Consider the following 19,771-nt stretch of genomic DNA (forward strand, 5'->3'; position numbering starts at 1 on the left):
ACGAGCTCGCTTCTTTTTTGTTTTATGGTAAGTTCAACAGGTTTCTGCCCTGTTTATTTTAATACACTGGTGAACTCCTTGATTTTTTCAGAGATTTCTTGGGGATGGGAACGATACAAGTAATGTCCCGCATCCATTAGGACCATTTCTGCATGAGTAGAATCCTTTATTTGCTTCTCATGTTCGGGAACCCATTGATCCGTTGCAGCGTTATTCGCTTGAACAAAGAGGAGAACAGGTAAGTTTTGAGGGAACGATAGCTTCTCGGCTTCAGTAAAGTTGGTATACATGTGCTCTGCCTCGTTCAACTGCGTGTTGTTATACATGTTTTTACGTATGAAGATGTCTATTTGCTCTTTGGTTTGTTGATCATATGGCAGTCCTTCATAAGGGTCCGTGCTTAATTTTAACTGTATGCGGTGGAAGCCCAGGTTACGAAACCATTTAATCGGAGTTGTCACCGATGAATCAATTGTCTGTTCTTCTTTCAGCGTTGGAACACTGCTATCCAGCCCGATAAATGCTCTCACCTCATCCGGATATTGGTTCACATAATCCAGACTATAGATCCCTGATATGGAATGCCCCATGAGAATGTACCGGTCAATATGGAGGCTTTGTAATGCTTCATGAATTTCACTTACAATATTTGCAGTGCTGCGATCCTTCTCGGTCTGATCGCTCAATCCGTAACCAAAAGGCTCTACGACGACGACTTTGTAAAATGGTGATAGTTCTGTAATGAGCGGTTTAAAATCAAGAGCAGGCGCCGCTGTTCCATAACCGGGTAATAGGACGACGGTCTCTTCGCCTTTCCCCTGAATCGAAACATTCATCTGTTTCCCGTCCACAGATACAAGCTGACCGTAGGGTTCCGTTCTTTTTTGTTCTGAATAACTGCTAACCTTGTTAAACGTATACACGCTGGCTACAAAAAGCAGGATGGCTATTACGATTGCAGCGATAATTTTAAGTAAAATATGTAACACTTTCTTGAATAATGTACGTTTCCTTACTTCCTTTGCTGCTTGTTGTGTCAATCTCTTTCAGCTCCTCTTGTTATCTGTACATTGACTTTCCGGTCTACTGATGCAAGTCTAACCAACCAAGTTGTCCTCTGAATGAATACAATATGAACGGAGTATGAACAACATAAAATGCAAAGAGATGAAGTTCCTAATCTCTTTCCAGACGTAAAAAATCAGTCCATGCAATTAAAAAAAAAAGCCGCTAAATAGCGACTTTTAGTCAGGAAATGTTCAATTGTTAAATCCCTCTGTACTCAAGTAACTCTGAAAAAAAGGACATGACTTTGAAGCTCCTAAACTCCTAGTGCTCTTCATGCATGTTGATTAATACTGAAACACCGCCGGGAATTGTTGTACAATTCCCATTGTCATCATGTCCGCCATCTCTAACGCCTGTTGTTGAATGGAATCACTTATTGCAACATTTCTTACGTAATCTTTCGCTATCCGAGTTGCCACCTCTTCCGTGAGGAGACGTAAATGTTCATGCATCATTCGTTGCCATTCGATTTGAGACCAGTATGGATTAATTTGTGCCAGAAAGGCTGCTATTGCATCTGCATTCGCATACCACCGTTTCTGAGCATCTTCTGCAGCTGTCGTGTTACCTGATTTCAAGTAACTAACAAGTTCAGCCGCAATGGTTAAATGTTCTCTGAACAACATTTCAAATCGCTTGGCAATAGCCGTCCCGTACAACGGTTCAAGCAACATGGCGAAATCACTTGGATTGCGTAAAAGTCTTGCAGTTGTTGGCTGGACATCCTCAAGCCCATCGACGATACTGTTTACGGTTAATCTCGTCCAGAACACATGCTGTTCCCATAATGATCTGAGCTTCCTGTTTAGTTCGACACTGGCTGGCGTCCAGCTCAAATGATCTGATTTTCGATAGACAGGATAATAATACGTTGAAACATAATTCATCACGATCCGTCAGCTCCTTTTCTACAACAATATATAGGCAATAGCCTTCAATGGTGCATTCTAATGAGCAAAGTTGATACTTTTGTCATTCCTAATTATTGATGAAAAAAATAAAAAACCAATGGACGAGTTAACGTCCACTGGTTTACATCTTCTAATCGTTTACACGGATTCTTCCCATATCTCGGGTTCAACATGTACATGTACAGTATACACGTCGTGTTCTCGGAGCAATTCGTCTTCAACATCGGTGCATATATCGTGTGCTTGCTGTAGGTCCAGGTCAGAACGAACCGTAATAACGACGTCTACAACCGCATTATTTCCGTAGCTTCTCGCTCTTACATCTTTCACTGTCTCTACCCCATCAATCGTAGCAATGGTTTTTCTGTACTCCCGAATAAGCTCCACATCAAAGCCGTCTGTTAAATGGTGTGTAGCCTCTTTGAAAATGTCCCATGCTGTTTTACAAATGAGGAAACCTACGATGACTGCTGTTACCGGGTCAAGCCAAGGCAGACCAAACTGCGAGCCTACAATTCCAATGACGGTACCGGCACTTACCCAAGCATCGGATTTATTATCACGAGCTGCTGCCATAACAGCCTGGCTTTTGATTTTGGTAGCAAGTCGTTTATTAAACCGATAGACCAAGTACATCACAACTGCACAGAAAATGCCTGTATATGCGGCAATCAGATCCGGCGATTCATTTTCCCCTTGAAAAACGGAACCAATGGCTTCAAATAAAACTTGTAAACCAACAGCCATCATGATGAACGAAGCAACTAACGATGCAACGGTCTCCGCTCTCCAGTGACCATATGTATGATCCTTGTCTGCTGGACGTTGAGCAAGCCTGAGTCCAATAAGGACGGCGATCGAGGCCACAATATCGGTTGCGTTATTCAAACCATCTGCTTTGAGCGCTTCCGAGCCTGCGATGGAACCAATAGCCAGTTTTAATGCAGTCAGGCATATATAAGCAATGATGCTAATAATGGCTCCTCGTTCACCCATTTTTAGATTGTCGTACTTCAGTTGATCCACGAATAAAATCCTCCTGCAATCCCCAGTCTTCTAGCACGTTTTTGATAGTATCATCGAGAGATTATGTGGGTCTAGAGAAACGTTTTGGGCACAGTGAAACATAATCTGAACGCGGCAAGACTGTTATAACAAACTAAAAGAATTGGAGCGGGTAAACTTTTCCCGTGTATAGAACTACAATTAGAAAAAGCGAGCCGTCTGCTCGCTTTTTCTACAATCCTGCATCTCATCCCGTTTTTTTGTTCTTCACGTATCTAGTTCATGTCGTGAGTCTTCATCTTGGCTAATTCCTTATTTCTCTTCAGATGAAGTGATTTTCTTCCCGCACTCCATTCAGCAATCAGGAAGAGCAATCCAAGTAGCAGATAAAGAATGAAACCAAAAGTACTTTCAATACGTTCTGTAACAAACATCCATGTGGAGATTCCAATATAAGCTACGGGTACAACTGCCCCCCAATAAACGTTGCTTCTGGTTGAAAAAAAGTACTGAACTGCCAGTATTCCAACAATGATCAATAACCTATAAACGTCGTTCATCATTCACTTTTCCTCTCTTGTTTATATTTCTGAATAATTAGTTTTGCATCATCTACGCTTATCCGGTCATCAATGGATAAATTCTTAATGAATTTAATAAAATCTTCGTTATTTTCTGCTTCATTGACCCTTATTTTCTCAATGAGCCGATCGAGCTTTATTCTTACGGTTGGATACGAGACTTCATATATCTTCGCAATTTCCTTTAACGATCCTGAGTTCAGAACAAATTTTCGGATAAACTCCATATCCTCATTTTCCAAAGCTAAAACCCAATTAGGCACGTCTTTAATATCCATATTTCCCCTCCCTTTATAAATATAATAACCAAATGATTGAATAAAATCAAACTTTATTTTAATAAAATTAAATATAAAGTTTATTTAAATATAAATATTATATAAAATAAATGAAACAAACACAAAAAACCATTGAGCTCTTCACAAGCTCAACGGTCCTTTTGTACTGAAAGTCAATTCTTCAAGGCCGGAATCAGAGTACTCCACTCTTCCCCATTAACGGTTCCCTCGAATTGGTACATTGGCTGGTAATAACCTTTTGAATCGTAGGTATAAGTCAGCTCATAACTCTTTACAATCAAATTGTCGCCTTTTTGCAGATCATTATACATGTAGAAATTCCCTCTGAGAACTTCTTCATACGCTTGCGCCGGACTGCTCACATCAACGGTACGAATATATTTATTTTTATTCATGGCATAGAACAAATCCTGTGGAATAAGACCCTCTGCCGCAGGAACAATGATGATCATCCCATGATCAAAGTCTCGCTGTTCTGTTGACATTTCGGAGTTGGTCATATGCAAATCCCATCGAACGGTATCTTCATTTTGTGTACTAAATTCAGCTTCCTTAGGCAGTAATCCATGCTGACTTAGCCACTTACCGTAGGTAGTTCCTTTTTCTTCCAGAACCTCCGCCTGCATTGAGTTCGTCGCATACTGATTAGGTGCCAACGACCAATTACCGCTATTCACGTTGTAATTAAAGGTGTAATCGGTCCCTCCGCTGTCATATAGATTCCAGATCCGGTTGAATCCGTCAATGGAGATGTGACCTCTCTGCTGCAGTTGAAAATGATCACTCAGTAATGAAACCATCTGCTTGGCATACTCCATGTTATGAATCTCAAAGCTTCGATATAGTGCTACGGGTTCAGCGTGATCGGGCAGTTTCGTGTCTAGCGTCACATTGACCTCATTCATTTTCTGCGATGTGGCTGGACGAATGGCAAGGTTCCCGAGCTCTTGGCTGGAATACATGACGAGTGCCCCTGTAAATAACAGTACAAAGGTCAAAGGAATACAGAACGCACGAACCATGGCTTTGAAGGTTATTCGTTTTTGTAGCCTTATATCATGAATCGCACTCATCAACCCATATCCGGCTAAACTGCCGAGCGTATTGTGCAATATGTCATCCAGTTCAAAAATCCCTCTGCCCGTCACCATCTGGAATGTTTCTATACCTATTGTGATCATCAGCGATATGATGAATATCGACTTGAAGCCACGTGTCTTCATTCCCAGAAGCGGAAGCAGGAAGCCTAGCGGTGCGAACATCAACATATTGAAAATAATAAGCTGGAATTCGCTCAGGGACCATTGATTCCATGCACTTACATAGCCGCTGAACAACTCCAGGTTTACCCATCCGTCAAAATTAGCCCCTCTGCTAAATGTTGTTAACATCATGACCATGATCAGCCAGCCCATCAACGAAAATGCGGCTATAAACTGCCATAATTTTATGATGCGTTTTCCACCTCTTTTTCTGTACAACCTATACGCCATAAACACGATTCCCAAGGCCATGAGACCGACTATTAATGCAACACCCATGACAGGCAATAGTTTCTGTATCACTTGAATGAAATCCATCTGTAACTCCTCCCATAATCATTGGCTATACTGAGCAGCCATTTATGGTTCAAGTATACCGACAGTGGAAAAAAGCTCCTATCTATCAAGCTTTCATGAATCTTTCAATCGTGTAAGATTGTGCTTGATATCCAAACAAAATAAACCAAAAAGGAGAGCCGCCTGTATAATTACAAGCAGCTCTCCTTCTATTTTAAATCGTTTTTTAGTGATCCAGAAATACAAGCTGGATGAAGAACAATACCGCAAACACGTAGAATACCGGATGAACATCCTTACCTTTACCACGAAGCAGCTTCAGAACGGGATAGAAGATGAATCCTACGCCAATACCTGTCGCAATACTGTGCGTTAGTGGAGTAAGGATGATAATCAGGAAAGCAGGAAATGTTTCTTCGAGATCCTTCCAGTTGATTTTGCTGATAACACTGATCATGAAGTACCCGACAATAATCAATGCCGGAGAAGTAATTGCCGGAATACCGGATATTACACTTACAATAGGTGTGAAGAACAGCGTAAGCGCCAGCAGCACACTTACCGTTACTGCCGTCAGTCCCGTTCTTCCTCCCGCAGCTACCCCTGTGCTGGACTCGATATAAGCCGATGTTGGGCTGGTTCCGAGCAAGGCACCGGTGGTCGTTCCTACGGCATCTGCCAAGAGTGCACCGCGTGAGCGAGGGAATTTCCCGTCCTTCAGAAGTCCTGCTTGCTCAGCAACACCCAGCATCGTTCCCGTTGTATCAAACAGCGTGATTAACAGGAAGGTGAAGATGATCGTATACAAGCCATTCGAGAATACACCTGCCAGATCCAGTTGGAAAGCCGTTGCTGTAAGTCCTTCCGGCATGGATACGATTGATTCAGGCATTTGAAATAGTCCCATCATCCAGGCAAGAATCGCTGTAACCACCATTCCGATGAACAGATAACCTTTTACATTGTAAGCCATTAACACAACCGTAATAATCAACCCAATAATCGTCAGGTAGGTCATTGGCTCTGCCAAGTTCCCGATGGTAATCAAATTCGATTCCGAATCGGCAATAATTCCGGCATTTTGCAAGCCTACTGTCGTAATAAACAGACCGATCCCTGCTGTAATCGCATGCTTAAGACTCGCCGGAATGGCATCAAGCAGCATGTAACGGAAGGAAGTAAGTGATAAAACAATAAATAAAAGCCCTGCGATAAATACTGCGCCCAGTGCAACCTGCCAAGACACACCATATCCCGCAACTACACTATAGGCAAAGAATGCATTCAGACCCATACCCGGCGCGATAACGATCGGATAGTTGGACCAAATCCCCATAATCAGCGTTGCCACAATGCTCGCCAGTACCGTTGCAATGAATACCCCGTTGAACTCCATTCCCGTGCTGCTGAGTATTCCCGGGTTTACGATCACTATGTATACCATCGTGAAGAATGTCGTGATCCCTGCGATGATTTCTGTTGAAACACTCGTGCCTCTTTCTTTCAGTTTGAACCAGTTGTTCATGGTAAAGCCAGCCTCCAACTTTCAAATTATTCTGGATTAGATAAAAACAAAAAAATCCTAATCTTCGTATAGGATTGTAAAATTATCGCTCCTATATTCGTCATTAGGATTGAACAGCTAAGCTTAGAGACCCAAAAAGTGATCCTCATATCTGTTATAACCTGATGTCCATTTCGTATTTTAATCAAAGTAACACGCATTGTCAACGAATCAACCGATTTGTTCACACTTAATTACGAACTATATAGATAGATTTGAATTGATTCATTCGTTTTTCCGGTAGGGATACATTCCCTTATGGGTCATCCGAAAATCGGAAATGCATAATAAAAAAACACGGTACCTATTACGGTACCGCAGTTTAATGATCAACCAATCTATTCGATATGCTTCATGTACTCTTTGAATTCCTCGGCAATTTCTTTGAATTTTGTATGATGCAGGTAATGCGAACCTTCCATCGGTATGAGTTTGCCCTGTGCAGATCGTTTGGCTTGCTCCTCATGCAGCGGAACCCACTGCGGATTGTTTTCATTATTCGATTGAACAAAGAGAAGCACTGGCAGATCAGGAGGGTAAGTGAGTTGTTCTCCATTTTTGAAATTGGAACCAAGATGCCTTAGCTCATCCATCATCGTTGGATTGGACGCAACTTGATTCGAAATCAAGTCCATCTGTTCTTTGGTATGTTCATCGAAATCAAGGGACGCATAAGGATCTGCACTCACTGCTTTAATGAATCTCATCCAACCTGAATCCTGAAGGAACTGCATCAATCCCAGAGGCAATTGCACATCCATGCCGGGTTGATTGGGAACACTGCTGTCAATGCCGACAAAAGCAAGAACTTCATCCGGATACGTGTTCACATAGGATACTCCATAAAGTCCCGTGATTGAATGCCCCATCAGAATGTAACGGTCAATACCAAGCTGCTGAACAGCTTCGTGATATTCGCTGATGATATTCTCCGTTGTTCTCTCCTTCTCTGTTTCGTCACTCAACCCATAACCGAAAGGCTCAATGGCTACGACTCTGTAATCGGGAGACAATTCATCAATCAACAATTTGAAATCAAGCACCGGCGATGGAGTTCCTTGTCCCGGAAGCAGAACAATCGTCTGCTCACCCTCTCCTTGAATATACGCATTCATCTTTTTCCCATCCACATGGACATACTGGCCATACGGATCGATTTTCTTTTTCTCCAATCCGTTACTGATGGCATTCACCACAAATACGATGCCCATGAACAGTATAAGTCCACCGACGATACCTCCGATTATTTTCAACCATAAGTTTCGTTTCTTACGGCTTTTCGTTCCCGTTGTTTGTATTTCCACCGTTTTTGCCACGTTCATCTTCTCCTGTCTTCGCTTCTGAAGCGTCGCCTTGGCGACATAGTTGAAGTGTAACCAAGCAAGATGTCTACTTCGTGACGGCAGTATGAACTGAATATGAACAAGTCAAAATAAGTGATGTCATTGTTAAATCAACACAACTGGAGAATATGATTCACAACCCTTAGGCCAGGTTTTGTCCCTCGTTATGAAGCGCTAAGCTAGATTCTCTCAATTTCCCTGGGACATAACAAAGGGGCTAGCGGAAAATTACCGTCTAACCCCTTTGCACTATCATCATTGTTCTACTTACTTAGCAAGGTATCTGCCTTCTTCGCAGCTTCGGCAATTGCTGCCTCTGCCGTAACGGAGGAATCAACAACCGCACGAAGGATCTCATCCTTAATCATCTCACCAATCTCAGGATAAACCTTCTGCATCGGACGAGGACCTGCATATTCCAGTTGGTCCACCGCTACTTTGAACAGCGGCTTTTCTTCATAGAGCTTCTTCATTTCATCACTTTCCACCGCGCTGATTCGGCTAGGTAAATATCCCGTGAAGGAGCTCGCATAGATCGTTTGCTCTTTCGAGGTCATCCACTTGATAAACTTCCACGCCGCTTCCTGCTTTTCGGGGGACAGGCCAGAGGTCATCACCAGGTTGGCACCACCCGTTGGTACACCAAACGTATCATTCGCAGGCATAAATGTTGTTCCAAGTTCAAAGCCCTGCTCTTCTGCAACCTTCATATTATTGGTCAAGTCTGCAGTGGAAGCGAACAGCATCGCTGAACGCTGATTGTGGAAATCGGTCTTGGCTTGCGTACCCGCATCATCCGTCGTACCGATGCTCATGATGCCTTCATCCTTCATCTTCAGCCACAACTTCACAGGTGCAATTCCCGTTTCATTATTGAATGCTGCACTTTTCCCATCTTCACTAATCATCGTTCCTCCGCTCTGTCTCACAAAAGCTTCATAGAACCAAATATCGACAGGCATCGAGATGCCATAGCGCTGATCCTTAATCGTTAGCTTGCGTGCATAATCTTCAAATTCAGTCCAATTCTTCGGTCCTGCAGGATCAAGTCCTGCCTCCTCCAGCATCGTACGGTTGAAGTACAGGATAGGTGTACTGCGTAAATAAGGCAGAGCATACAGCTTGTCATTCACGTAGGAATTCCCCATCAGACCTGGAATGAAATCATCCATATCAAGCTGATCCTTCTCTACAAAAGAAGTCAACTCCTGTGTCATGCCGGATTCGGCAAATACACCAACCGAAGCAATTTCATTTTGCCATACTTCGGGAGCATTGCCCGCTGCAAAAGCTGCCTGTGCCTTGGAATGCTGATCTGCATACGATCCCTGATATTCGGCCTTCACAATCACTTCATCCTGGGATTCATTAAACATTTTCACCAGGTTCTCATTGTTCTCGGCAATCTTGTCCCCCCATGAATACCAATATGTAATCTCGACCGGTTTACTCGCCGCACCATTCGAATTCCCAGAAGCAGCAGCATTATCAGTTGAAACTGCGGAATTGGAATCACCACAACCAGCTAAAGCAAGTGCAAGCGTTCCTGCCAACAAAAGCGAACCAAATTTTTTCATGAATAAACCCTCCCATAAATTAAGAATTGAATTATTTCACACCGGAATAAACAAATGCTTTGATAATTTGCCGTTGTCCAAATAAGAACACAATCAGAATCGGAACGACCAAAATCATGTTTCCAGCCATCAAAATGTGCCATGCCGCCCCTCCGTCCACCTCGCGAAGCTTGGAAATCCCAATTGGAAGTGTTCGGGCTGCATCAGAAGTCGTCATCACAAGCGGCCAAAAATAATCGTTCCAGTGTGCAATGAAGCTGAATAATGCAAAGGTTACCAGCGTCGGACGGGCCATCGGCACCATAATCCTAAGGATGATCTTCCATTCAGGTGTCTGGTCAAGCCGTGCAGCTTCAATAAGTTCTTCCTGTACCTGCTTGAATGACTGCCTGAGCATGAAGATCCCAAAGGCGCTGGAAGCGAAGGGCAGAATAAGTGCCAGCAAATTGTTAATGAGTCCCCACTTGCTGAGTAACAAATACACTGGCAGAAAAATGAGCTGACCCGGAATCATTAAAGTGACCATCGTAATTCCAAATAACAGCTTGTCTCCTTTGAAGGAGTATCTGGCAAACGCATAGGCTGCCAATATGATGGTTGTAAATTGAAGAAGAAGGATACTGATGGATACGACAACACTGTTCATTAGATATTTCAAGAAAGGTCCCGATTCCCATGCCGCCTGGAAATTGCTCCACATCACCTTGGAGGGGATCCATTGGGGTGGAAAGATCACGGTCTCCGGATACGACTTCAATGATGTTGAGATCATCCATAGAAAAGGGATAGCAAAAATCGCAACCAGTACGATTGTGGCCGTGATGTTCAGAGTACGCAGAACTGACTTTCTTGCCATGACATTTCCCTTCTCCTTTCTATTGGTAGTGAACCTTGCGGCTTAGCAGCTTGAAGTAGACTAATGTAAGCAAACCAACGACAACAAGCAGGATAACTCCAGCTGCCGAAGCGTAACCGATCTTGAAGTAGCGGAATCCGTATTCGTAGATATAAAAGACGAGCGTGTTCGTTGAATTGATTGGACCTCCGTTGGTCATGATGGCAATGGTTTCAAACACCTGAAATGAACTGATCAGATTAATGATAATTAGGAAAAACAGGGTCGGTGAAAGCATGGGCAGCGTTATTTTGTAGAATTTCCGCCACCAATTGGCCTCGTCCAGAGCTGAAGCTTCATACACATCCTTTGGAATGCTTTGAAGTCCAGCGATGAAGATAAGCGCGTTATAACCCACACCCTTCCAGACCGAAACAAGGACAAGTGACAGTAATGAACTGTCTGGACTGCTGAGCCATTCCAGCTTGGGCAAGCCAATCATGTCCAGTAAACCGTTTAGCAAACCGAATTTGGGATCCATCAGCCACATCCACACCAGGGATACAGATACAAGAGAAACAATATGTGGACTAAATAGCGCACCCTGAACAAACCCATACCATGCGCCTTCCCGATTCAGCCATATGGCTAGCAGCAGTGAAATCACAATGGATAAGGATACGGAAAGAAGCGTATAGTTCAAGGAATTGCTCAGGACCTGAAGAAACGCACTATCCTTAAATAACTCGGCAAAGTTGTTGAAGCCTACAAACTCCTTGACCGGATTAATGAAGTCCCAGTTGTAAAAACTCAGGAAAATCATATAGAAGATCGGATAGATGAAAAAGATCGAAAATATCACGATAGAGGGAGCCACCATGACATAGGGACGGAATCTGGACCAAACGGTCATGAATATTCCCCTCCCAGGACAATGAGCTCTCTCTCTTCGGATCTCTCATGCTGACGAGCACGGACTCCGTTCCGATCGAAGTAGTACAGGTCCTGCATGGAGACCGTGATGTTCACCTCGGAAGCTGACTCCAGCGGCTTCAAAAAACTCTTCACAGACACAAGTCCAAGCGCGGAATCCAGTTGATAGATGATTTCTGCACCTAGTGTCTCACGTGTCATGATCCGGCCCGGGAATTGAACAAGTCCGGAATGCGCGCGGTTCTCAAGCGTCATCGTTGCTTTCTCCGGTCTGAAACCAACCTGCCCAATGTCGTCATGCAGCAGCCCATTCAAATATGGCAGGATACGTTCACGATCAATCACATTCATCGGCGGTGTACCAATAAACTGGGCAGTGAACACATTATCGGGATCGTCGTAGATTTTCATCGGACCATCTGCTTGTTGAATCAGTCCTTTGTTCATGATGACGATACGATCTCCCATCGACATCGCCTCAACCTGATCATGTGTAACAAAGACAAAGGTTGCGCCTAGCCGTTTGTGAAGCTGAATTAACTCCGTTCGCATTTGATGACGAAGTTTGGCATCGAGATTCGACAATGGCTCGTCCATCAGAAAGACCGCAGGACTCTTCACCATGGCCCTAGCCAAGGCAACCCGCTGGCGCTGACCTCCAGACAGAGCTTGCGGCTTCTTATGCAGGTACTCTGCCAGACCGACAACCTCTGTGATTTCCTTAACGAGGCGCTCTCGTTCGGGCCTGGGGATCTTACGATTTACGAGTCCGAATTCAATGTTCTCCTTGACTGTCATCATTGGATACAAAGCATAGTTCTGAAATACCATGGCCACATTGCGCTTGCCTGGTTCTACGCCATTGACACATTGATCTCCGATCCAAATTTCTCCGCCCGTTTCTTTCTCGAGCCCTGCGATCATGCGGAGTGTCGTCGATTTTCCACAGCCAGACGGGCCGACCAATACCGTAAAGGAACCATCCTCAATGGTCAGATCCAGACCCTCAATGACTTTATCCTGCTTGAAGCTTTTTTCAATCTGCTTCAGCACAATTTGTGCCATGAGCTTCCCTCCTCTTTCCTTTATTGAGCTGCCGATGCGAATTGAACGGATAAAATAAGGTCACTTTTTTCTCCTAATGCACCAGCGACAGGGCCAAAGCCTGGCATATCACAGCAAAAGCTCTGAATATCAGCGAGGAGACCCGCACCCTGTATCGGATGGTGAGTTATCTCTACCTGGCCCTCATGGACTTCGATAACACGGTATGCCGGCACGTCCAAGCAAGCTGCAGTCTGAACATAGTGCCACTTCCCCTGCTTCACGATGGAATTGATGTGATTATGTCCGCAAAAATAGATGCCGCCTTCTGGTTGACTGTTGAATATGCTCTTCAGTTCATCCTGTGGACGAATGTACAGCTTATCAAGCGTCGAGCGTGCCGTGGTATCAAATACCGGATGGTGTCCAAAGAGAAGTACTTGCTTATCATGTGAATTGTTAAGCTCTTCTTTGAGCCATGTCAGCTGCTCTTCGTCCAGCTCCCCTCCCCAATCTGCAGGATTCATTTCCTGGGTCGTGTCCAGAAAAATCAGCTTGGCATGAGGCGTGTCAATCGCCCGATAGCGATCTTGACCTGTTAATTTGGAGATTTCATGCTTCGGTATCGAATACGTGTCATGATTGCCAAGCACATGAATGAAGTTCCGTTCACTCCTGGAAAGGAAGGAGAAAATCGATCGGAATTCCTGAGCCGTTCCTTCATGCGTCAAATCGCCAATGGAGACATGAAAGTCCGCCTCAACCTCCAAAAAAGCCTTGAGCATATGCTCATATGCGCGAACTCTCGCTGCTTTCATTTCTTCCGTTCCGTGACTCATGCTTGAATAGTGATAATCACCAAGTAACGCCAGTCGCATGAACTCCACCTCCATATTTTTCGATACGTATTGCTATTTATGTCCTCTTTACCTGTAACACCATTGAGTGCTTGGATTGGCTATCCTGCTCCATGATGCATTCGTTGAAAGAAGACCATACATAGTCTGGAAGGATCCCTGTTTCCTGGATATCCTCTCTTGAAGAGATACCTGTGAGCACAAGAGCCGTCTTCATTCCATTCTGTTGACCAAATAAAATATCGGTTTCCAACCTATCGCCTATCATAAGGCATCTGCTGCTGCTCACATTCAAAAGCTGGAGTGCCTTCTCTGCATAGTAACGGGAAGGTTTACCAATCACGACCAATGCTTTCTGCTGGCTGGCTGCCTCAATCGAGCTTAAAATCGAGCCGGTATCCGGAATGATATCTCCCTGGACGGGACAGCAGCTGTCCGGATTCGTTGCCATGAGAACTGCTCCATGACGAACTGCTTTTGCCGCCAGATGAAGCTTATCGTAATGGAACTGCCGATCCATGCCGACTAATACATGCGTTGAATGAGTTGGATCTTCCGTCATAGTGATCCCGATCGCTCGAAGTTCACTCCGCAAAGCCTCTTCACCTACAACCAGTACCCTGGCATCAGGCGCATACTCTGCAAAATACATCCCTGACACGTATCCCGCGGTAAGAATTTCGTCAAGCTCGCATGGTACACCCAGGCTCAGCAGCCTTTTATAGCAATCCTCCCTGGTATGTACGGGAGTATTTGTTAAGAACAACAGACGCTTGCCTTGTGATCTCAAGCTGCTTATGAAGCTGTTTACGCCAGGAAGGATCATCTGGCTAACATATATCGTTCCGTCTAGATCGAAGCAATACGCATCGTAATCATACACATTTTCCATAACCTTACCCTTGCCCACTCATACTGAGCTGGACAGCTCCAACACATCCCTGAAAGATTCGAGCTCGTCTGTACAGACCCACACGGACGGGTAATCCTGAAATTTCTTCATGATGGAAGTCTCGTTAATAGTCCAGGCCATCAGTTGAATCCCCAGCTCTTGACATCGATGAATATACTGCTCGGTCACAAAAGCGTAGTGCATGGACAAGAACGTCGCTCCCATCTCTACAGACCAGTCAAGAATAGCCTTCGAACAACCAAAGGTAATCAGACCGATGCGTGCCTCACTAGATAATTGTCTGATTCTCTCCAAGGCGTCAAAATCAAATGACGTAATGACGACCTGATCCAGCATGTTGAATTCCTTAATCACTTCAAGTATTTTCTCCTCCAGATGAGGATAGTAGGCACCCATCTGCTTAAGCTCGATATTAAGTCCAATTTTCCCCTTCAAAGCTCGAAGCACCTCTTCAAGAGTTGGTATGTGCTCATCTTGTTTTATGTGGAACGATTGCAGCTCCGAAGCTGAATAATCAGCTACTCTGCCCGTTACATTCGTCATGCGGTCAACCGTATGATCATGAATGACAACCGGGATACCATCTTTGCTGAGATGTACATCCAGTTCGAGATGTGTGAACCCAAGTTCTACCGCTTTTAAAAAGGATGACAACGTATTTTCAGGATATTTCTTTGGATAGCCTCGATGAGCAACTCCTTGAATGATCATGCTCAATTACCTCCTGTTATTTTTTTGGACAACACAAAAAACCCAGCAGCAAATCACCCTCCTTCAACATCAAGGTTGTATTGATTTACTTACCACCGGGTTTTCTCGTCGTCTCCACCCAAGGATAAATGTATGAAATTAAGCCCAGAATTTCTCATGGCCTATCGAAACATAATCTGCCCCACTCTTTAGGGCTTGCTGTATCTCTTCCTCATGCCGGATCAGCCCACCAACAATTAACGGCTGTGTGATGCGTTCATTCAGCTCTTCGATGACTCGCGGCATCAGCCCCGGCATCAGTTCAACCTCATCAGGTTTGTAACTCTTAATCATTCGAACTGCAGTCTCAATGGCTGCTGAATCAATGGCAAATATGCGCTGAATGCTCCGTATGCCTGCTTGCTTGGCCGCAGAAACCGCATTACTCTTCGTTGTCACGATACCATCAACTTTGAACACATCAGCAAGATATTGAATAGCCGAGGCATCTCGTCCAATCCCGGATACCATCTCGGTATGTACATATGCCTGTTTGCCGCTTTGATGCAACCTGTCTATGATGGAGCCAAGATTCGTAATGTTTCCTGTCATCAGAATAACTCGCTTCACATCGCTTGCTATAGCCTGTGCAATCTGTTCATCAACCGTAATGGAGGCGATGATCGGATAGTTCTTCATGATTCAGTCCTCATTCCCTCGTTTGTCATCTTAAATGTTAAAGCTGAAATATTTCTTTTGTTTCATGTTCATGTAAACGGGTTGTTAATTTCACGACTCCACATTCGCCATTCAGAGACAGCCTGAATGCAGTAGTAAAATTGGTTCGGAGCAGCTCAAGTTAACTGAACGCTTTAATAAAAATAGGTCCGTATCGACATAATCGACTACAGACCTATTCTGTCACGCTATTCGTTTGTTCTCAGGCCATGTCCTATTCAATTACTCCTTCACCGAACCCAGTGTAATACCGTGAATGAAAAAACGCTGAAGGAACGGATAAACAATAAGTACAGGAAGCATGGCAATGAAAATTTTTGCGGCATTTAGGGTTTGATTAGACAACTCATTCATCCGTTTATATTGATCTTCCGTCATGTTCGACGCATCGATGACCACAACGAATTGCTGGATTAATGTCTGCAGCGGATAATGATCCTGCCCTGAAGTCAGCACCAATCCATGGAAGAATTCATTCCAATGGTAGACGATGGTGAACAATGTGACCGTAGCCAGTACCGGTACGGCCAGCGGTACATAAATGGTGATTAACATTCGCCACGGCCCGGCCCCGTCCACGAGAGCAGCCTCGTCCAGTTCCTTGGGCAGATTACGGAAATAGTTTACGATCAGAATGACGTTGAATACCGGCACTCCCCCGCCAAGAACAAGTGCCCAGATGGTATCATACAGCCCAATCGCCTTCACCGTCATATACCATGGTATCAGGCCGCCGTTGAACAGCAGCGTGAACACAAGAATCCACATGAATACATTGCGCATCCGGAATTCGCGTGGGCTTCGTGAGAGCGGATAAGCCATCATCGTGGTCACCACAAACGTAATTGTCGCACCAAGCACAACCCGCTGAATGGAAATCCAGAAGGAATTGAAAAAGGAACGGTCGCCGATAATTTGCTGATATGAATTGAAGTTGAAGCCAACGGGCCATAACCATACTTTTCCGGCAGCCGCCGCTGATTTTTCACTTAGAGACACGGCCAGTGTATACCAGAGAGGCAGCATGCACAGGAATGCAATCAGGAGCAGCACAACCAGAAGCGTGACATCGAACACCCTGGATCGCAGCGTTGTTTCTCTTATCATCTCGCTCGACTCCTTCTCCTTATCAGAATATTCGGTAATTAGCGAACTTCGAAGCCAGCAGATACGAAACGATAATTAGTACAAAACTGACCACCGATTTTAGCAACCCAACTGCGGTTGCAAGTCCATACTGCATGTTTAGCAACCCTTCGCGGTATACCCAAGTATCGATAATGTCACCCGTGGAGTAGAGCAGCGGGTTGTACAGGTTGAAAATCTGATCGAAGCCTGCGTTCAGTACATTCCCCAGGCTTAACACCGCCAAGAGTACAATCGTGGTACGCAAGCCAGGCAGCGTCACATGCCAGATTCTCCTCATCCGGGTTGCTCCGTCAATCGAAGCGGCTTCATACAGGGATGGACTGATGCCCGTCAGTGCAGCCAAGTAGATGATCGTGTTGAAGCCGAACTCCTTCCATACATCACTGCCTACGACAATAAATGGGAACAAGTCTGCACGGGCGAAGAACAACACCGGTTCAATCCCCACGAAGTTCAGTAATCCGTTGACCGGACCCGTGTACGAAAACACGTCGAGCAATATGCCTGACAGGATAACCCAGGACAAAAAGTGCGGAAGGTACACGATCGTTTGAACCCAGCGCTTAACCACCATAAGACGCAGTTCATTCAGCATGATCGCAAAGACTAACGGCACAATCAGGTTACCCGCAATTTTCATAACGGCAATGTACACGGTATTGAAGAAAATGGTCTTGGTATCGTTCAGGCTAAACATATATTCGAAGTTCTCCAGCCCGATCCAGGTCGATTTCCAAATGCCCTGGCCCGGGTTAAAGTCCTGAAAGGCAATGGCAATCCCGAACATGGGAATGATGCTGATGAACAGCAGCCATACAAATCCGGGCAATAACATAATGTAGTAATGTTTGATGAAACTTCGGTTTCGCATCCGGTGTTCCTCCTCCGCAATCTCCCATCCCTGATCTTCTCAAGAAGAAGCGCCGGATGACTGACCCGGCGCTCTGGACAGCTGCCTACTTGACGTACTCCTTCACTTCCTCAGTGATTTTGTCGCCGCCTTGCTTTTTCCAATCGCTGACAAACGTATCGAACGTATCCAGAGGTGCAGCTCCCATGATGATTTTTAGGAAGGTTTCATCCTCCAGCTTCTTCAAATTGGACCAGCGGCTTTCCATGGTGCGGGTCTGGGAATAGAGAAGGCTATATACCTTGTTGTAGTCCTGCTGCAAGGATGATGATCCGACCAGCAGTGAATAGATACGGCTCCATACGCCAAGGTCAGCCTGAGGATCCCAATACTGGATGTCCATCTTGTCATACGGCTCTTTCTTCACCTTTTTGACGTTCTGAATGTCTGCAGCAAGCAGTTTGTAGCCCGGATCGGTAAAGTCTTCCGGTTTTTTCGTGCCGGCAAGTACTTCCTGCAAAGCTTTCGCTGAAAATTCGCTCTCATCCATATAGGACATCGGTACACGCAGTGGATAGTGACCTACAGGCACTGAGATATCAAATTTCGATTCATCACGAATGAGCAGATTCAGCATTTTGATGACCGCTTCGGGATGTTCATATCCTTTGCGCACGACAACAAATACGGTAGAAGGAGCGCCCATGTGAGCATTAAATTGTCCATCAGCATCCAGCGGCAGCAAGTATGCCTGCCAGTTGGCTTTCGGATCGTTTTTAATCGCATCGGGAAGAGGTCCATATCCCATCCACCATGGTGCGAAGAAAATACCAGCATTACCGTTGACTACAGGCTCGGACGCTGCTTTGCGAATGCCGAGTTCCTTGTCGATTAGCCCGTTCGCATACATGTCACGCAGTTTGGCGAGCGCTTCCTTCGTTTCTGGCAGAATGGAACCGTAGACCGCGTTACCTGCATCGTTTTTTAACCAGTAACCAGGATAAGCCTTATAAGCCCCGAAGATTGGATCAAGTCCGTACGTGTTGTTCGTTGATTCCAAGAAATTGGCATATAAACGGCCGCCGTTCTGCTGCCCTGCAATCCCAATCGTATCGTTCTTGCCGTTGCCGTCCGGGTCTTGTTCCACGAATGCTTTCGCTACGTTCTCCAGTTCCTCCATTGTTTTGGGCGGTTCAAGTCCCAGCTTGTCGAGCCAGTCCTTGCGTATCCACATTTGGTGAACACCATCGGATTGTACTTGTATACTGGGAATAGCGTACATTTTCCCGTCAAATGTAACCGCCTCGGCAGACACACCGTTTGTTTTCTCCATATAACTTTTCATGGCTGGAGAAGCATATCGATTAAAGGTATCGGTCAGGTCTTCCAGCTGGCCTGCCTTCACCATCGCCCGCAGCTGGGTATCCTTGACCACGAGCGCATCGGGTAAATCATTGCTTGAAATCGCGAGGTTTACTTTCTGCTCATAGTTCGTTCCGGAAGCCGCCTGCCAGGTGACTTTTGTATCAATATTCAGATTATCCTTCACATAACGGGAATACTGGTTGTTCTCTGGAGTATCCCCGGCAGGCAAACTTTTGTCTGTCGGATCGACCTCTTTGCCATATCTTAGTGTAATCGTCTGATCGTACTTGCCGAATGGATCTGCCGGCCCTTCTTCAACAACGCCAGGCTTAGTATTATTTTCCGCCGTTTCATTCTCCTTGTTGCCCGCGTCGCTGCAGGCGCTCGTGAATGCGAGCAACAGCATCATTGCCACCATGGCCGTTTTTTTACCCAAATGGATGCTCCCCCTTAAATGGAATGTCCTTCGCGTCCAGCACCAACAATATAA

General features: G+C 45.1%; 19 protein-coding genes. All 19 read right to left on the minus strand.

The genetic code is table 11. From position 1 onward, the window contains the following. Positions 1 to 53 precede the first annotated feature (53 nt). The 19 genes from MHB82_RS17435 to MHB82_RS17525 all read right to left on the minus strand — a co-directional run bounded on the left by MHB82_RS17435 (position 54) and on the right by MHB82_RS17525 (position 19,699). The gene (locus MHB82_RS17435) at positions 54 to 1,040 is read right to left on the minus strand and encodes an alpha/beta fold hydrolase (protein WP_341175431.1); all 987 of its coding nucleotides are present in this window, start codon (positions 1,038 to 1,040) and stop codon (positions 54 to 56) included. A gap of 312 nt (positions 1,041 to 1,352) precedes the next feature. Further along, positions 1,353 to 1,955 (minus strand): acetylglutamate kinase, encoded by a 603-nt coding sequence (locus MHB82_RS17440; protein WP_341175432.1) that lies wholly within the window; start codon positions 1,953 to 1,955, stop codon positions 1,353 to 1,355. Between the two features lie 162 nt (positions 1,956 to 2,117). Then, a complete protein-coding gene (locus MHB82_RS17445) occupies positions 2,118 to 3,005 on the minus strand; it encodes a cation diffusion facilitator family transporter (RefSeq protein WP_341175433.1) in 888 nt (295 codons plus the stop codon). A gap of 254 nt (positions 3,006 to 3,259) precedes the next feature. Beyond that, positions 3,260 to 3,544: a hypothetical protein gene (locus MHB82_RS17450; protein WP_341175434.1), complete on the minus strand. Its 285-nt coding sequence runs from the start codon at positions 3,542 to 3,544 to the stop codon at positions 3,260 to 3,262. Further along, positions 3,544 to 3,843, minus strand: coding sequence for a DUF2089 family protein (locus MHB82_RS17455; protein WP_110823031.1), 300 nt, complete (start codon positions 3,841 to 3,843; stop codon positions 3,544 to 3,546). Before MHB82_RS17455 ends, MHB82_RS17450 begins: the two co-directional genes overlap by 1 nt. Before the next feature lie 173 nt (positions 3,844 to 4,016). Then, positions 4,017 to 5,444 (minus strand): VanZ family protein, encoded by a 1,428-nt coding sequence (locus tag MHB82_RS17460; RefSeq protein WP_341175435.1) that lies wholly within the window; start codon positions 5,442 to 5,444, stop codon positions 4,017 to 4,019. Positions 5,445 to 5,649: 205 nt separating this feature from the next. After that, the gene (locus MHB82_RS17465; protein ID WP_221806291.1) at positions 5,650 to 6,948 is read right to left on the minus strand and encodes an NCS2 family permease; all 1,299 of its coding nucleotides are present in this window, start codon (positions 6,946 to 6,948) and stop codon (positions 5,650 to 5,652) included. A gap of 377 nt (positions 6,949 to 7,325) precedes the next feature. Further along, positions 7,326 to 8,309: an alpha/beta hydrolase gene (locus MHB82_RS17470; protein WP_426641310.1), complete on the minus strand. Its 984-nt coding sequence runs from the start codon at positions 8,307 to 8,309 to the stop codon at positions 7,326 to 7,328. A 284-nt stretch (positions 8,310 to 8,593) separates the two neighbouring features. Beyond that, entirely contained in the window at positions 8,594 to 9,907 is a 1,314-nt protein-coding gene (locus MHB82_RS17475) for an ABC transporter substrate-binding protein (RefSeq protein ID WP_095357563.1), read from the minus strand. 31 nt (positions 9,908 to 9,938) lie between these two features. After that, a complete protein-coding gene (locus MHB82_RS17480) occupies positions 9,939 to 10,763 on the minus strand; it encodes a carbohydrate ABC transporter permease (RefSeq protein ID WP_341175437.1) in 825 nt (274 codons plus the stop codon). A gap of 19 nt (positions 10,764 to 10,782) precedes the next feature. Continuing rightward, positions 10,783 to 11,655 (minus strand): carbohydrate ABC transporter permease, encoded by an 873-nt coding sequence (locus MHB82_RS17485; RefSeq protein WP_341175438.1) that lies wholly within the window; start codon positions 11,653 to 11,655, stop codon positions 10,783 to 10,785. Then, the gene (locus MHB82_RS17490) at positions 11,652 to 12,740 is read right to left on the minus strand and encodes an ABC transporter ATP-binding protein (RefSeq protein ID WP_341175439.1); all 1,089 of its coding nucleotides are present in this window, start codon (positions 12,738 to 12,740) and stop codon (positions 11,652 to 11,654) included. Before MHB82_RS17490 ends, MHB82_RS17485 begins: the two co-directional genes overlap by 4 nt. A 20-nt stretch (positions 12,741 to 12,760) precedes the next feature. Continuing rightward, the gene (locus MHB82_RS17495) at positions 12,761 to 13,597 is read right to left on the minus strand and encodes a metallophosphoesterase family protein (RefSeq protein WP_341175440.1); all 837 of its coding nucleotides are present in this window, start codon (positions 13,595 to 13,597) and stop codon (positions 12,761 to 12,763) included. Positions 13,598 to 13,634: 37 nt separating this feature from the next. Next, complete coding sequence (locus MHB82_RS17500; RefSeq protein ID WP_341175441.1) at positions 13,635 to 14,468, minus strand: HAD-IIA family hydrolase; 834 nt, start codon at positions 14,466 to 14,468, stop codon at positions 13,635 to 13,637. An 18-nt stretch (positions 14,469 to 14,486) separates the two neighbouring features. Beyond that, positions 14,487 to 15,200 carry a glycerophosphodiester phosphodiesterase gene (locus tag MHB82_RS17505; protein WP_341175442.1) on the minus strand — a complete coding sequence of 238 codons (714 nt, stop codon included), beginning with the start codon at positions 15,198 to 15,200 and terminating at the stop codon, positions 14,487 to 14,489. Between the two features lie 138 nt (positions 15,201 to 15,338). Further along, positions 15,339 to 15,878 carry a glycerol-3-phosphate responsive antiterminator gene (locus tag MHB82_RS17510; protein WP_095357556.1) on the minus strand — a complete coding sequence of 180 codons (540 nt, stop codon included), beginning with the start codon at positions 15,876 to 15,878 and terminating at the stop codon, positions 15,339 to 15,341. Positions 15,879 to 16,139: 261 nt separating this feature from the next. After that, positions 16,140 to 17,024 carry a carbohydrate ABC transporter permease gene (locus tag MHB82_RS17515; RefSeq protein WP_341175443.1) on the minus strand — a complete coding sequence of 295 codons (885 nt, stop codon included), beginning with the start codon at positions 17,022 to 17,024 and terminating at the stop codon, positions 16,140 to 16,142. 22 nt (positions 17,025 to 17,046) lie between these two features. Further along, positions 17,047 to 17,937, minus strand: coding sequence for an ABC transporter permease (locus MHB82_RS17520; RefSeq protein WP_341175444.1), 891 nt, complete (start codon positions 17,935 to 17,937; stop codon positions 17,047 to 17,049). A gap of 85 nt (positions 17,938 to 18,022) precedes the next feature. Further along, complete coding sequence (locus MHB82_RS17525) at positions 18,023 to 19,699, minus strand: extracellular solute-binding protein (RefSeq protein ID WP_437126853.1); 1,677 nt, start codon at positions 19,697 to 19,699, stop codon at positions 18,023 to 18,025. Between the last annotated feature and the right edge of the window lie 72 nt (positions 19,700 to 19,771).

Origin of the sequence: Paenibacillus sp. FSL K6-2862 (assembly GCF_038005125.1) — a bacterium.
GTDB lineage: Bacteria > Bacillota > Bacilli > Paenibacillales > Paenibacillaceae > Paenibacillus > Paenibacillus illinoisensis_A.

What these genes read in the sequence shown, in the direction of transcription:
- MHB82_RS17440 (WP_341175432.1), bottom strand. Translation starts at nt 1,955, where the DNA reads ATGAATTATGTTTCAACGTATTATTATCCTGTCTATCGAAAATCAGAT.
- MHB82_RS17450 (WP_341175434.1), bottom strand. Translation starts at nt 3,544, where the DNA reads ATGAACGACGTTTATAGGTTATTGATCATTGTTGGAATACTGGCAGTT.
- MHB82_RS17455 (WP_110823031.1), bottom strand. Translation starts at nt 3,843, where the DNA reads ATGGATATTAAAGACGTGCCTAATTGGGTTTTAGCTTTGGAAAATGAG.
- MHB82_RS17460 (WP_341175435.1), bottom strand. Translation starts at nt 5,444, where the DNA reads ATGGATTTCATTCAAGTGATACAGAAACTATTGCCTGTCATGGGTGTT.
- MHB82_RS17465 (WP_221806291.1), bottom strand. Translation starts at nt 6,948, where the DNA reads ATGAACAACTGGTTCAAACTGAAAGAAAGAGGCACGAGTGTTTCAACA.
- MHB82_RS17470 (WP_426641310.1), bottom strand. Translation starts at nt 8,309, where the DNA reads ATGAACGTGGCAAAAACGGTGGAAATACAAACAACGGGAACGAAAAGC.
- MHB82_RS17475 (WP_095357563.1), bottom strand. Translation starts at nt 9,907, where the DNA reads ATGAAAAAATTTGGTTCGCTTTTGTTGGCAGGAACGCTTGCACTTGCT.
- MHB82_RS17480 (WP_341175437.1), bottom strand. Translation starts at nt 10,763, where the DNA reads ATGGCAAGAAAGTCAGTTCTGCGTACTCTGAACATCACGGCCACAATC.
- MHB82_RS17485 (WP_341175438.1), bottom strand. Translation starts at nt 11,655, where the DNA reads ATGACCGTTTGGTCCAGATTCCGTCCCTATGTCATGGTGGCTCCCTCT.
- MHB82_RS17490 (WP_341175439.1), bottom strand. Translation starts at nt 12,740, where the DNA reads ATGGCACAAATTGTGCTGAAGCAGATTGAAAAAAGCTTCAAGCAGGAT.
- MHB82_RS17495 (WP_341175440.1), bottom strand. Translation starts at nt 13,597, where the DNA reads ATGCGACTGGCGTTACTTGGTGATTATCACTATTCAAGCATGAGTCAC.
- MHB82_RS17500 (WP_341175441.1), bottom strand. Translation starts at nt 14,468, where the DNA reads ATGGAAAATGTGTATGATTACGATGCGTATTGCTTCGATCTAGACGGA.
- MHB82_RS17505 (WP_341175442.1), bottom strand. Translation starts at nt 15,200, where the DNA reads ATGATCATTCAAGGAGTTGCTCATCGAGGCTATCCAAAGAAATATCCT.
- MHB82_RS17510 (WP_095357556.1), bottom strand. Translation starts at nt 15,878, where the DNA reads ATGAAGAACTATCCGATCATCGCCTCCATTACGGTTGATGAACAGATT.
- MHB82_RS17515 (WP_341175443.1), bottom strand. Translation starts at nt 17,024, where the DNA reads ATGATAAGAGAAACAACGCTGCGATCCAGGGTGTTCGATGTCACGCTT.
- MHB82_RS17520 (WP_341175444.1), bottom strand. Translation starts at nt 17,937, where the DNA reads ATGCGAAACCGAAGTTTCATCAAACATTACTACATTATGTTATTGCCC.
- MHB82_RS17525 (WP_437126853.1), bottom strand. Translation starts at nt 19,699, where the DNA reads ATGGTGGCAATGATGCTGTTGCTCGCATTCACGAGCGCCTGCAGCGAC.